General features: G+C 64.1%; 11 protein-coding genes. 9 read left to right on the forward strand and 2 right to left on the reverse strand.

Features of this window, described 5'->3' with window-relative positions; genetic code table 11:
• The first annotated feature begins 10 nt into the window (after positions 1 to 10).
• Positions 11 to 1,999, forward strand: coding sequence for a conjugal transfer protein TraG (locus EOA78_RS08080; protein ID WP_127314664.1), 1,989 nt, complete (start codon positions 11 to 13; stop codon positions 1,997 to 1,999).
• A 5-nt stretch (positions 2,000 to 2,004) separates the two neighbouring features.
• Positions 2,005 to 2,439: a CopG family transcriptional regulator gene (locus EOA78_RS08085; RefSeq protein ID WP_127314665.1), complete on the forward strand. Its 435-nt coding sequence runs from the start codon at positions 2,005 to 2,007 to the stop codon at positions 2,437 to 2,439.
• Positions 2,440 to 2,721: 282 nt separating this feature from the next.
• On the opposite strand, the gene EOA78_RS08090 is transcribed toward EOA78_RS08085, so the two are convergent.
• Together EOA78_RS08090 and EOA78_RS08095 are read right to left on the reverse strand one after the other, a co-directional pair.
• Positions 2,722 to 5,238 carry a S8 family peptidase gene (locus tag EOA78_RS08090; RefSeq protein WP_127314666.1) on the reverse strand — a complete coding sequence of 839 codons (2,517 nt, stop codon included), beginning with the start codon at positions 5,236 to 5,238 and terminating at the stop codon, positions 2,722 to 2,724.
• A gap of 6 nt (positions 5,239 to 5,244) precedes the next feature.
• Positions 5,245 to 6,243, reverse strand: a complete 999-nt coding sequence (locus tag EOA78_RS08095) for an ATP-binding protein (RefSeq protein ID WP_127314667.1) — start codon at positions 6,241 to 6,243, stop codon at positions 5,245 to 5,247.
• Between the two features lie 587 nt (positions 6,244 to 6,830).
• On the opposite strand from EOA78_RS08095, the gene trbB reads away from it, so the two are divergent.
• The 7 genes from trbB to trbL form a co-directional block, all read left to right on the forward strand.
• Positions 6,831 to 7,814 (forward strand): P-type conjugative transfer ATPase TrbB, encoded by a 984-nt coding sequence (gene trbB / locus EOA78_RS08100; RefSeq protein ID WP_127314668.1) that lies wholly within the window; start codon positions 6,831 to 6,833, stop codon positions 7,812 to 7,814.
• Complete coding sequence (locus EOA78_RS08105) at positions 7,811 to 8,143, forward strand: TrbC/VirB2 family protein (RefSeq protein WP_127314669.1); 333 nt, start codon at positions 7,811 to 7,813, stop codon at positions 8,141 to 8,143. Before trbB ends, EOA78_RS08105 begins: the two co-directional genes overlap by 4 nt.
• Entirely contained in the window at positions 8,143 to 8,424 is a 282-nt protein-coding gene (locus EOA78_RS08110) for a VirB3 family type IV secretion system protein (RefSeq protein WP_065011092.1), read from the forward strand. Before EOA78_RS08105 ends, EOA78_RS08110 begins: the two co-directional genes overlap by 1 nt.
• A 10-nt stretch (positions 8,425 to 8,434) precedes the next feature.
• Positions 8,435 to 10,891: a conjugal transfer protein TrbE gene (trbE, locus tag EOA78_RS08115; protein ID WP_127314670.1), complete on the forward strand. Its 2,457-nt coding sequence runs from the start codon at positions 8,435 to 8,437 to the stop codon at positions 10,889 to 10,891.
• Complete coding sequence (gene trbJ / locus EOA78_RS08120) at positions 10,888 to 11,652, forward strand: P-type conjugative transfer protein TrbJ (RefSeq protein ID WP_127314671.1); 765 nt, start codon at positions 10,888 to 10,890, stop codon at positions 11,650 to 11,652. Before trbE ends, trbJ begins: the two co-directional genes overlap by 4 nt.
• A 10-nt stretch (positions 11,653 to 11,662) precedes the next feature.
• Positions 11,663 to 11,926 carry a putative entry exclusion protein TrbK-alt gene (trbK-alt, locus tag EOA78_RS08125; RefSeq protein ID WP_127314672.1) on the forward strand — a complete coding sequence of 88 codons (264 nt, stop codon included), beginning with the start codon at positions 11,663 to 11,665 and terminating at the stop codon, positions 11,924 to 11,926.
• A gap of 3 nt (positions 11,927 to 11,929) precedes the next feature.
• Positions 11,930 to 13,052: P-type conjugative transfer protein TrbL (gene trbL / locus EOA78_RS08130; RefSeq protein WP_127314673.1), on the forward strand; the 1,123-nt coding region annotated here is incomplete at its 3' end.

Here is a 13,052-nt window from a genome sequence, read left to right on the forward strand (position 1 = left end):
GGAACCTGCGATGTCCGCGACCAAGATCCTGTGGGGACAGATCACCGCCGTCTTTTTGATCGTCCTATGCACTACATGGGGCGCGACACAGTATGTCGCGTGGAGTCTTGGGTTTCAGGCGCAGCTTGGTCCGCCCTGGTTCGCGGTCGCGGGCTGGCCCGTCTACTATCCGCCTGCCATCTTCTGGTGGTGGTATTTCTACGAGGCTTATGCGCCCGACATATTCGTGGAAGGCGGATTGATCGCAGCGTCTGGCGGCTTCATCGCCATCGCCGTGGCCATCGGCATGTCGGTCTGGCGGGCGCGGGAAGCAAAGCATGCCGCCACTTATGGCTCGGCGCGCTGGGCCGACAAGGCCGAGATCAAGGCGGTCGGCCTGCTCGATCCAGACGGTGTGGTACTCGGACGTTTCGAACGGAATTATCTTCGCCATGACGGTCCGGAGCATGTGCTGTGCTTCGCGCCGACCCGTTCCGGAAAGGGCGTCGGGCTGGTCATTCCCTCGCTCCTGACCTGGCCGGGTTCGGCGATCGTTCACGATATTAAGGGCGAGAACTGGCAGCTCACTTCCGGCTTCCGCGCGCGCCACGGCCGGGCGTTGCTGTTCGACCCGACGAATCCGAAGTCGTCGGCCTACAATCCGCTGCTCGAGGTTCGCCGCGGTGAGTGGGAGGTACGCGACGTCCAGAACATCGCCGACATCCTGGTTGATCCCGAAGGGTCCTTGGACAAAAGGAATCATTGGGAAAAGACCAGCCATAGCCTCTTGGTCGGCGCGATCCTGCACGTCCTCTACGCCGAGCCCAACAAGACTCTGGCCGGCGTCGCCAATTTCCTGTCCGATCCGAACCGGCCGGTCGAATCCACGCTGCGCGCCATGATGAAGACCGCGCATCTGGGCGAAGCCGGTCCGAATCCCGTTATCGCGAGTGCTGCGCGCGAGTTGCTGAACAAATCCGACAACGAACGTTCGGGCGTGCTCTCCACCGCCATGTCCTTCCTCGGCCTCTATCGCGATCCCGTCGTCGCCGAGGTCACTCGGCGCTGTGATTGGCGGATCAGAGACATCGTGGGCGGCGAGCAGCCGGCGACGCTCTATCTCGTCGTGCCGCCGTCCGACATCAACCGGACCAAGCCGCTGATCCGATTGCTGCTGAACCAGATTGGCCGACGCCTGACCGAAGATCTCCAGGCCAGCCGCGGCAGGCATCGGCTGTTGCTCATGCTCGATGAGTTTCCAGCATTGGGCCGCCTCGACTTCTTCGAGACCGCCTTGGCGTTCATGGCCGGGTACGGCTTGAAGTCGTTCCTGATCGCGCAGAGCCTCAACCAGATCGAAAAGGCCTACGGGCCGAACAACTCGATCCTCGACAATTGCCATGTCCGCGTCAGCTTTGCCACCAACGACGAGCGGACGGCGAAACGCGTCTCCGATGCGCTCGGCACCGCGACCGAGATGCGGGCCATGAAGAACTATGCCGGCCACCGGCTGTCGCCGTGGCTGGGGCATCTGATGGTATCGCGACAGGAGACCGCCCGCGCGCTGCTGACGCAGGGAGAAGTGATGCAGCTTCCGCCGACCGACGAGATCGTCATGGTAACGGGTATTCCGCCGATCCGGGCAAAGAAGGCGCGCTACTATGAGGATACCCGGTTCAAGGAACGCATCCTGCCGCCGCCGGAACTGCGGAGCCCCGCTGAGGTCCACGTCGACGACTGGAGCAAGTTGCCGATTCCGGTCCAGTCCACTACCGCCGCAACGTCAGGCGTGCAGCAGCAGGACGACGAAGACCCGACCGAGTCCGAACGCCGGCTGCAGCCAGAGCTCAATCGCGTTAACCCGGTCGAGAAGAAGGAGCCGATCGAGAATGAATTCGAGATCGACCCCAGCGACGACGGGGATGATGACGATGCTGTGCGCAACCGTCGCCTGACCCGCCTCATGCAAGGTGTCGCGCGCCAGGTCTCGCTCGATCCGAACGACGGCATGGATCTGTGAGCGCCATGGCCGGTCGCAGAAAGAAGATCAAAATCTCCGCCTATCTCGACCCGGATGTCATGACCATGCTGGCCGACTACGCGGCTCGCCTAAACCAGCCACAGTCGATGATCGCCGAGGCCGCAATCGCGTCATTCCTGTCGCCGGATGCGGCCGAGCGACGCGAGGCGGCGATTGGCAAACGTCTCGACCAGCTCGACCGGCGCATGATGCGACTTGAACGGGACATCGGCATCTCAGTCGAGACGTTGGCGGTGTTCGTCCGCTTCTGGCTGACCACGACGCCGGCCTTGCCGGAGCCCGCCGCCCAGGCAGCGCGCGCCAAGGCGAGCGAGCGATATGAGGCCTTCATCACCGCACTCGGCCGACGCTTGGTCAAAGGGCCGAAGCTCCGGCAGGAGGTTCCCGAAGATGTTCCGGGTGAGAAGGTCGATCAATAGCGTTCGGCCGGCGACCGTGCCTCTCGTGGTGATCGGGCAACGCTCGTTATATCCTGCGCGGCGGCAACTGGGTGGGAAACGGACTGGCGGGTTTCGGGCGGCTACGTCGAGAAAGCTGACCTTCACCGAGTGAACGAGCTTTGGCGGCAACGCGCCGCATGTGGTCATGTGGCGAACTTTACCTCCGCCCGGAAGCAGGCATCGCCCGTACGTCCGCGCATAGCGAAGTTGTGCCAGAGAGCGAGGTAGCGTTCCGCCGTCTCCGGGTGTGCTCTTTTGCTGTCACTCAGTGAGTTCGATCTCAACAGGGACTTTAGGCATGATCTCGACCGCAATTGGGGTGTAAAGATCGATCTCCACCTCCCGCGAGGCCAGAGTCACGATCAAGGCATAGCGCGCCTGCTGCTCGCAGATTTCCGCCCTGTTTCTCTCTTTCCACCAGCCGCCCACGGGTTTCACGCAGATAAGATCGCGCGAGGCCAGTCTGGCACCGCTGCCGATCCATTGGTCGCAATGGATTGAACCGGCCGAAATGCTGCTTGGCCCAAACTGCCAGCCGGAGTCATTCGGACGCGCGGCGGCAGCCAATCCTGCGGGGAGTGTTTCCTCGGCATTGACGCCGGTACGAAACTGAATCTCCGTCTCCTGCGAGCGTTTGAGATCGAAACGCAATCCGAACGACTGGTACTTCTGCGGGTCGATGGCAGCCGCCCGGCCCGGATTAGGCTCGATGAAATAGGAGAGCGTCACCTTCAGAATGAAGTCGTTGTCGGCGTACTGCTCCAGAAGCGCTTTGGGCCATGGCAGCGGGTAATAGTGGCATTCATTGAAGCCCACGCTGTATGACTTCTTGCCGTCCTTGATAGTAACCTTCTTCTTGTAGGGCTGGATGGCCTGTTGCGCGACAAGCGCCAGATGCTCCTTCGCCGATGCCGTCGCGCGCTCGTAGGACGGCACGCCATAGCCGAAGCATCGGGCTAGGCGCTGTTTTTCGCGGAGGCTGTCAGTCGCCTGAAGCCGCTGCCACATTGGGTCGGTCCATTCCGCACTATGCACCATGAGCGCTCGGATGGTCTCCGGCCAGTAGTCGGGATGCTCGGCTTTCATTCGGGCGGCAAGGCGGGAGGCGAGCGCCGTGGCCGCGCTGGTCGCGGCGAAGTTCACGATGGGCAGACGGTCTGCCTCGCTGCCGGTCGTCAGCAGCTCAAGCGACGGGCAGGAAACAAGGCTCTGTCCGTTGGGCGATCTCGCCCGGTTGCCTGCCTCCATAACGATTTCGGGTTTGACAGGGGTCTTGCCCTGTACCCATGCCAGCGAATTGCGGGAATAAGGGCTTAGCTCACCCATGGGAGCCATGGGCTGATAGCCGTCCAGCCCATCATCATCAATGATCTGCTTCTGCGTATATCCGCCGACAGTCATCGCATTCCAGGCCTGCGCCGGGTCTTCAATGGGGTAGTTCTCGAAGGACTGAAGATCAGCGAAGTTCATGACGGCTGGCACATTGCCCGCCGAGATAAAGAACAGGCGGCGCGGGGCGTTCGCGTCATCACCCTCCATTCTGCCGATGGCGGCACGATCGACGGACGCGCTCCAGCTTGTACCGCGTTCGCCGGACACGTCCTCGTTGGTAATTGCCATGCAGAACACACGATCGCAATCGGGGTTCTGGATTTCGGCGAGGGCAACGGCGGTGGAGGTGATCGTACCTAACCGTGCTGGTTCGTTCGGCGGGAAGCCGTCTGCGGGCATGATGCGTACCGATTCCACCCGGTGATGAAGCGGCCTTTCGCCCTGATCCTGAAGCGCAGCGAAAAGGTCGCCATGCAGTGCCAGTCCGGCCATCTCCGTGCCGTGGCTGTCCGCCTGATTGTCGGTTGGCACCCAATCAGGATTGGCGGTGAGCAGGTCGCCTTCGGCCAGCGCGGGCTCAATGAGGACATGGGCGCGGTTGACGCCGGTATCGAGCAGGCAGACGCGGGGCGCGTCGGCACCTGGCCATGCAACGCGCTCCGCCAGATCGCCCGCCCAGTCATGCTGGTTCTCGCGCTCCTCCTCCATGAAAAAGGAAGGCGTGTCGGAGCCGCGCCGAAGCTCGGTGATGCCTTTGCAGGCGAACAGCGCCACTTCGATGTCGGCGCGGCGGGCGAAGACCGGTACAACGATCGTTTCAGGGAAGGTCAGGCGATAGTCTTCATCGGCGATCTGGCATTCGAGCTGCGCGAGCACCTGAAGCACCTCGCCCTCAAAGCCGCGCATACACCAGACTTCCCACCAGATTTGCGCTTGGGGATCGTCTGGAAGCGCAACGGGGTTGTCGGTCCAGAAGGACATCAGGCGAGCGCGCCTGATCGTCTCGATCGGCTCGACATAGGATTTATGCTGGGGCTTGTCCTTCGCGGTCAGCGGACCCGCACGATAGTCCTCCAATATTGTTTCAAGAACGGGCAGCGACTCATCGGGCACAAACAGGACGGCAGTCAGCTTTTCCGTTTCGGCGTCCCGCTTTACCGCGCCGGACAGAATGCCGGAGTTCTTTTTGTCGAGATTCTCGGCGTCGGAACCTTTGCGCAGCTCGACTTCGTAATATGCGCCATCGGATCGCTCGAAGCGTTCATCCGGCAATGGTGCCTCCACGACCTCCTGAAAGGCAGCGCGCAATTGTGCAAGGAGCATAGCGCCGTGCTCTTCGCGAACGCGCGGGGCGCTCCCGCCTCCCATGTTGCGAGGCGGTGACTTGTAGAGACTGGCCTGTCGGCGATTGGAAATGTCGAGGTGAGGCAGGACGAAATCAGGCATATCGGATTAGCCGGGCTTCGTGTTGGAGAACGCCTCCTGCATGGCGCGCCGTTCGTCCAGACGCCGGACGAGCTGGTCTGAGGTGACGATGGTGGTTTCGCTGAGGATGGCCGACTTCACGGCGTCTTCGGTCGCGCGGGTGATTTCCGCTTGGCTCAGTCCTTCGGCGGCCTTGAACAGTGACTTCCACGCAAGACGCGGTGCTTTGAAGGGGCGCAGAGCACTAAGGATGATCTGTTTCACCTGAGCCTGCGATGGCATGTCGAAGGCGAGCACAAGGTCGAAGCGGCGCAACAGCGCGTTATCGAGCAGATCGGGATGGTTCGTCGCGCAGATGATAAGGCTGTCGGTCGAGTTCTCCTCCTCCATATATTGGAGGAAGGAATTCAGGACGCGTCGCATTTCGGCCACGTCGTTTGTGGCGTTGCGCCGCCCACCGACTGCATCGAATTCATCGAAGAGATAGACGCCACGCCGTTTCACGGTTTCGTCAAAGACGAGCCGCAGCTTTGCGGCGGTTTCGCCCATGAAACGCGTTATCAGGCCTTCCAGCCGGATGACAAAAAGCGGGAGGAGGAGTTGCCCTGCCAGCGCCTCGGCGGTCATGGTCTTGCCGGAGCCGGGTGGGCCGACGAATAGGGCACGGCGATTCGGCGTCTTGCCGTGCTCGCGCAGCCAGCTCCGCTTTTGCTGCTCACGCACTAATTCATCAAGACGCGCGCGAAGCGTCTGATCCAGCACCACGTCCTTGAGGGAGTAGCGGGGTTCCCGATGCTCGATCAGCCCTTCCAACTCGCCGCGCGGCTTGGCGAACTGGATGGCGACGGGCGATTCCCTGCGCGATTTCCGTGCGATTTCAACGGCGGAGCGAAGCGCCTCGGCGCTGGAACGGCGTCCCTGCCGCGCCTCGGAGGCGGCTACCTGCAACGCGATCGAATAGAATTGCTCGTCGTTGCCCTCGGCGCGACTGTGCAACATCGCCAATATTTGTTTCGCGTTGGACAACGGTTCGAGCTTTCCAAGCCACCAGCTGTATTCTGTTCAGCGTGATGCGATCCTATATCGGAGCAGCAGAAACAAAAGGTCAACCGCGACAGCGAATCGATGGCCCACAGAATAATGATCGATACCATGGGCATTCTACGCGAGAAATGGCGCTCAAGCGCACCACCGTCGCCTGAATGTCCGCCGATCCGAGTGGCAGCAATTTGAGTTCTGCAGCCTCAAGCTGACGGTCCGCTTCCGGCCCCGGCTCTGCCGTTTGGCGGAACTTCGGGCGGCGCCGGCAGCACTCCGAACGGCGAACAATGGGTCGAAACCGGACGCTGGAAGTCACGGGTGATCGATCCCTGATCCCGGTGGCCAAATTGCAGGCGCTTTGCATCCCGCAGACGTCGAATCAAGAAGCGTCGCAAGACGCTTTCAGTGATGACCCTCCACGGTTCAAGACAAGGCATCATCGCCGATCTCCTGTATTTGTACGCTGCGTCCCTACTACGACCGAAACTTGTTGAACGAAGCCGATTTGAGGCTCTTTTAGTCATCCCCATTCGGGGAACTGATCGTTGCGTCCCCGCTGAAACGGGGACGATATGTCGGTCACTCATCACAGGCAGGAAGCGATCCAGCGCGGCGCGCGTATGCTGCGCACTGCACTCGGCGCTGCCATTACCCGGCTGCTGGAAGAGCCGACGGTCGTTGAGGTGATGCTGAACCCGGACGGCCGCATCTGGGTGGATCGGCTGTCCGATGGGCTGGCCGACACGGGCGAAACGATGACGGCCGCCGATGGCGAGCGGATTGTGCGCCTGGTCGCGCATCACGTCGGCGCCGAGGTTCATGCGCGCCGCCCGCGCGTCTCGGCCGAGCTGCCCGAAACCGGCGAACGGTTCGAAGGCCTGTTGCCGCCCGTGGTCGCCGCACCGGCCTTCGCCATCCGCAAGCCCGCCGTCGCGGTGTTCACGCTCGACGACTATGTGACCGCCTCTATCATGACCGCCGACCAGGCGACCACGCTTCGCGCGGCGGTCCAGTCGCGCGCGAACATCCTGGTGGCCGGCGGCACCTCGACCGGCAAGACGACGCTGACCAACGCGCTGCTCGCCGAAGTGGCGAAGGGTGCGGATCGTGTCGTCATCATCGAGGACACGCGCGAGCTGCAATGCGCAGCACCCAACCTCGTCGCCATGCGGACGAAAGACGGCGTGGCGACGCTCTCCGATCTCGTCCGGTCCTCGCTCCGTCTCCGGCCCGATCGCATCCCTATCGGCGAGGTTCGCGGCGCAGAAGCCCTCGACCTTCTAAAGGCCTGGGGGACCGGACATCCGGGCGGCATCGGCACGATTCACGCTGGTTCGGCGATCGGCACGCTACGCCGCCTCGAACAGCTCATCCAGGAAGCCGTCGTGACGGTCCCGCGCGCATTGATCGCCGAGACCATCGATCTCGTCGCCGTGCTGTCCGGCCGTGGATCGCAGCGCCAGCTCGCCGAACTCGCCCGCGTCGATGGCATCGGCCCTGACGGCGACTACCGCATCACCTCAAGCACAACCAACCTCGAAGGAGACTCCATATGATCCAGCGCGCCTTGCGCATCCGCCGCCACCTCGCGACGGCCGCCGCGTTCCTGACCGTCAGCGTGATGATGGCGCCGGCCGCCTACGCGTCCGGCTCGTCGATGCCGTGGGAACAGCCCCTCGAAAAAATTCTCCAGTCGATCGAGGGGCCGGTCGCCAAGATCATCGCCGTCATCATCATCATCGTCACCGGCCTGACGCTCGCCTTCGGTGACACCTCCGGCGGCTTCCGCCGACTGATCCAGATCGTCTTCGGTTTGTCGATCGCCTTCGCGGCGTCGAGCTTCTTCCTGTCGTTCTTCTCCTTCGGCGGCGGGGCGCTCATCTGATGGCAACGGCCTTCGAGCAACTCGACGCCGTGCCAGGATTTTCAATCCCGGTCCATCGCGCGCTGACCGAGCACATCCTGCTCGGCGGAGCACCGCGTTCCATCGCCATCATGAACGGCACGATCGCCGGCGCGGTCGGCCTCGGCCTTCGGCTCTGGCTGCTCGGGCTCGTCATCTGGGCGGTCGGACACTTCGCGGCGGTGTGGGCGGCGCGACGCGATCCGCTCTTTGTGGAGGTCGGGCGCAGGCATTTGCGCATCCCCGGCCATCTGGCGGTCTGAGGGCGCGGCCATGATGAACCTTGCCGAATATCGCCGCACCGCGTCGCGCCTCGCCGACTACCTGCCCTGGGTGGCGCTCGTCGGCGAAGGCGTCGTCCTCAACAAAGACGGCAGCTTCCAGCGCACCGCGCGGTTTCGCGGTCCCGATCTCGATTCCGCCGTCGCCGCGGAACTGGTCGGCGTCGCCGGCCGCATCAACAACGCCTTCCGCCGCCTCGGTTCCGGCTGGAGCATTTTTGTTGAGGCGCAGAGGCACGAGGCCGCGACGTACCCGCAGAGCGCGTTCTCCGATCCCGCCTCGGCCATGGTCGATGCCGAGCGCAAGGCCGACTTCGAAGAAGCCGGGGCCCATTTCGAATCGAGCTATTTCCTAACCTTCCTGTATCTGCCGCCCGCGGAGGAAGCCGCGCGCGCCGAGGCTTGGCTCTATGAGGGGCGTGAACGGTCCGGCGTCGATCCGCATGAGATCCTGCGCGCATTCACCGACCGCACCGATCGTGTCCTAGCGCTGCTCGACGGCTTCCTGCCGGAATGCGACTGGCTCCATGACGCCGAGACGCTGACCTATCTCCATTCGACCGTTTCGACCAAGCGCCACCGCGTTCGTGTTCCCGAGACGCCGGTCTATCTCGATGCACATCTCGCCGACCAACCGCTGACCGGCGGGCTCGAACCGCGCCTTGGCGACCAGCACTTGCGAATCCTCACCATCGTCGGTTTCCCGACCGCGACGACGCCCGGCCTGCTCGACGATCTCAACCGGCTGGCCTTCCCGTATCGCTGGTCTACCCGCGCGATCCTGCTCGACAAGACCGACGCCACGCGACTGCTGACCAGGATCAGGCGGCAGTGGTTCGCCAAGCGCAAGTCGATCGCAGCGATCCTGAAGGAGGTGATGACCAACGAGCAATCCGTGCTCGTGGATACTGACGCCGCCAACAAAGCCGCCGATGCCGACACGGCCTTGCAGGAGCTCGGCGCGGACGTCGCCGGCATGGCCTACGTCACCGCCACGATCATCGTCTGGGATGCCGATCCGCGCCTTGCCGACGAGAAGTTGCGCCTCGCCGAGAAGGTCATCCAGGGTCGCGACTTCACCGCCATGGTCGAGACGGTCAATGCCGTCGATGCCTGGCTCGGTTCGCTGCCCGGCCATGCCTACGCCAACGTGCGGCAGCCTCCGATCAGTACTTTGAATCTCGCCCACATGATTCCCCTGAGTGCCGTGTGGGCGGGGCCGGAACGGGACGAGCACTTCGACGCGCCCCCGCTGCTTTACGGCAGAACCGAAGGCTCGACCCCGTTCCGGTTTTCTTTGCATGTCGGCGACGTCGGCCACACGCTGGTCGTCGGTCCGACAGGTGCGGGCAAGTCCGTCCTGCTCGCCCTCATGGCCCTCCAGTTCCGGCGCTACGAGCGGTCACAGGTCTTCGCCTTCGACTTCGGCGGGTCGATCCGCGCCGCCGCGCTTGCCATGGGCGGCGACTGGCACGACCTCGGCGGCGGCCTGACCGAAGGCTCCGACTCTTCCGTCTCGCTCCAGCCGCTGGCACGCATCCACGACACCTACGAGCGCGCCTGGGCCGCCGACTGGACCGTCGCGATCCTCCAGCGCGAGCGCGTGCCCGTGGCTCCCGAGGCCAAGGAGCATATCTGGACGGCGCTGACCTCGCTGGCCTCCGCGCCGGTCGAGGAACGCACCATCACGGGCCTCAGCGTGCTGCTCCAGTCGAACGACCTGAAGCAGGCATTGCGTCCGTTCTGCGTCGGCGGCCCATATGGCCGCTTGCTCGACGCCGAGACCGAGCACCTTGGCAGTTCGAACGTGCAGACGTTCGAGATCGAGGGGCTGATTGGTACAGGCGCCGCGCCGGCCGTGCTCGCCTATCTCTTTCATCGCATCGGCGACCGGCTCGACGGACGGCCGACGCTGCTCATCATCGACGAGGGCTGGCTCGCGCTGGACGACAAGGGCTTTGCCAACCAGCTCCGCGAATGGCTGAAGACGCTACGCAAGAAGAACGCCAGCGTCGTCTTCGCCACGCAGTCGCTCAGCGACATCGACAACTCGGAGATCGCGCCGGCGATCATCGAGAGCTGCCCGACGCGGCTCTTGCTGCCCAACGAGCGCGCGATCGAGCCCCAGATCACCGCGATCTACCGCCGCTTCGGCCTTAACGATCGCCAGATCGAGATCCTCGCGCGTGCGACGCCGAAGCGGGACTACTACTGCCAGAGCCGGAGGGGCAATCGCCTGTTCGAGCTCGGCCTGTCAGAAGTCGGACTCGCGCTCTGCGCCGCATCGGCAAAGTCCGACCAGACGCTGATCGCGCAGATCGTCGCCGAACACGGTCGCGAAGGTTTCCTCGCCGCCTGGCTCAACGCCCGCGGCGTGGGCTGGGCGGTCGATCTTCTACCCAACGTCCCGACGCTCATCCCCCACTCCGAAAAGGAGGTCCACACATGAACACCCGTCGCTCTCGCCTGCGCGCCTTTCTCCTCGCCGCGACCATGCTGACTCCGCTCGCCGTCGCACCGATGCTTCCGACGCAGGCCTACGCGTGGAGGATCGTCTTCGATCCCAGCAATTACGCACAGAACGTACTGACTGCTGCACGCACGCTGGAACAGATTACGCATCAGATCACCTCGCTCCAGAACGAAGCGCAGATGCTCATCAACCAGGCCCGCAACCTCGCGAGCCTGCCGTTCTCCGCGCTCCAGGAGATCCAGCAATCGGTACAGCGGACTCAGCAGCTCCTGAGCCAAGCGCAGAAAATCGCCTTCGACGTCCAGCAAATCGACCAGGCCTTCCAGCAGCAATACGGCAACGTGTCGATGTCGGCGACCGACCAGCAGCTCGTCACGGACGCCCGCACGCGCTGGCAGAACACCGTCGGCGGACTGCAGGACGCGATGCGCGTGCAAGCTGGCGTCGTCGGCAACATCGACACCAACCGCACGCAGATGTCCGAACTGGTGGGGCAGAGCCAGGGTGCGACCGGCGCGCTTCAGGCCACGCAGGCCGGCAACCAGATCCTCGCGCTCCAGTCGCAGCAGCTTTCTGACCTGGTTGGCCTGGTCGCTGCCAACGGACGGGCGAGCGCGCTCACAGAGGCCGAACGTACCGCCGCTGTCGAACAAGGACGCGAGCAGCGCCGCCGCTTCCTGACACCGGGCGGCGGCTACCAGCCGGGCAGCGCCCAGATGTTCAACAGCGGCGATTGAGGGCGGTCGGATGGATGGCGGGATGCTGGCCAGGCTGGGCGCGGTGATATTCGTCGCCGTCGCCATCACGGCGGCGGTGATCGAGCTGAGTCGCAAGGACGAGACGCCCGCGTCGTCGCCGGAGCGTCTCGTCCAGCCCGGGTACGATCCTCTGCGCGAGGGTCAGCGCCGGTGTCAGCAGCTCGGACAGAAAGCCGCCTACGATGCCGAGTGCCTGCGCGTCTGGGCCGAGACCCGTGATCGCTTCCTCGGCCGCTCTCCCGAAGGGCGATGAAGCATGGGCGGTTCTGGCGTTATCGACAATTTCCTCGGCACGTTCACGCGCTACATCGACAGCGGGTTCGGCCTGCTCGGCGGCGAAGTGGCGTTCATCGCCAGCACGCTGATCGTTATCGACGTCACGCTGGCCGCCCTGTTCTGGAGCTGGGGCGCCGACGAGGACATCATGGCGCGCCTGGTCAAGAAGACGCTGTTCGTCGGTGTCTTCGCCTACCTGATCTCCAACTGGAACAGTCTCGCGAAGATCGTCTTCGACAGCTTCGCCGGCCTCGGCCTGAAGGCTTCGGGCACGGGCTTCACCGCGCAGGACCTGATGCGCCCCGGCAAGGTGGCGCAGACCGGCCTGGACGCGGCGCGGCCGCTGCTCGAATCCATTTCCGACCTGATGGGCTGGGTCGCCTTCTTCGAGAACTTCATCCAGATCGCCTGCCTGCTCTTCGCCTGGGCGCTGGTCATCCTCGCCTTCTTCGTCGTGGCCATCCAGCTCTTCGTCACACTGATCGAGTTCAAGCTGTCGACGCTGGCGGGCTTCGTGCTGATTCCGTTCGGCCTGTTCGGCAAGACCGCCTTCATGGCTGAGCGCGTGTTGGGGAACGTCATCTCGTCCGGCATCAAGGTGCTGGTGCTCGCCGTGATCATCGGCATCGGCTCGACCCTGTTCAGCCAGTTCACGGCCGGTTTCGGGGGCGTCACGCCCACCATCGACGACGCCATGGCCGTCGTACTCGCTGCGCTGTCGTTGCTCGGCCTCGGCATCTTCGGTCCGGGCATCGCAACCGGACTTGTCGGTGGCGGCCCGCAGCTCAGCGCGGGCGCGGCTGTTGGCACCGGCCTGGCCGTTGGCGGCACCGCCATCGCCGCCGGAGGCGGCGGTATACTGGCCGCGAGAGGAGGGGCCGCGGCCCTGTCCGGCGGTGCCGCAGCCGTTCGAGGCGGCGCGACTAGGGCTGGCGCCGCATCCTCAGCCTACTCCCTCGGTTCGCTAGGGCAGTCTGGTGCTGCCGGCGCGGCATCCGGTCTCGGCGGCGTCGCCAGTGCCGCCGGGACGGGCGCCATGTCGCCGTTGCGGCGTACCGTCGGCAGCGTCAAGTCCGCCTTCTCCGAAGGGACACGCGCAGGTT

Origin of the sequence: Mesorhizobium sp. M5C.F.Cr.IN.023.01.1.1 (assembly GCF_003997585.1) — a bacterium.
Taxonomy (GTDB): Bacteria; Pseudomonadota; Alphaproteobacteria; order Rhizobiales; family Rhizobiaceae; genus Mesorhizobium; species Mesorhizobium wenxiniae.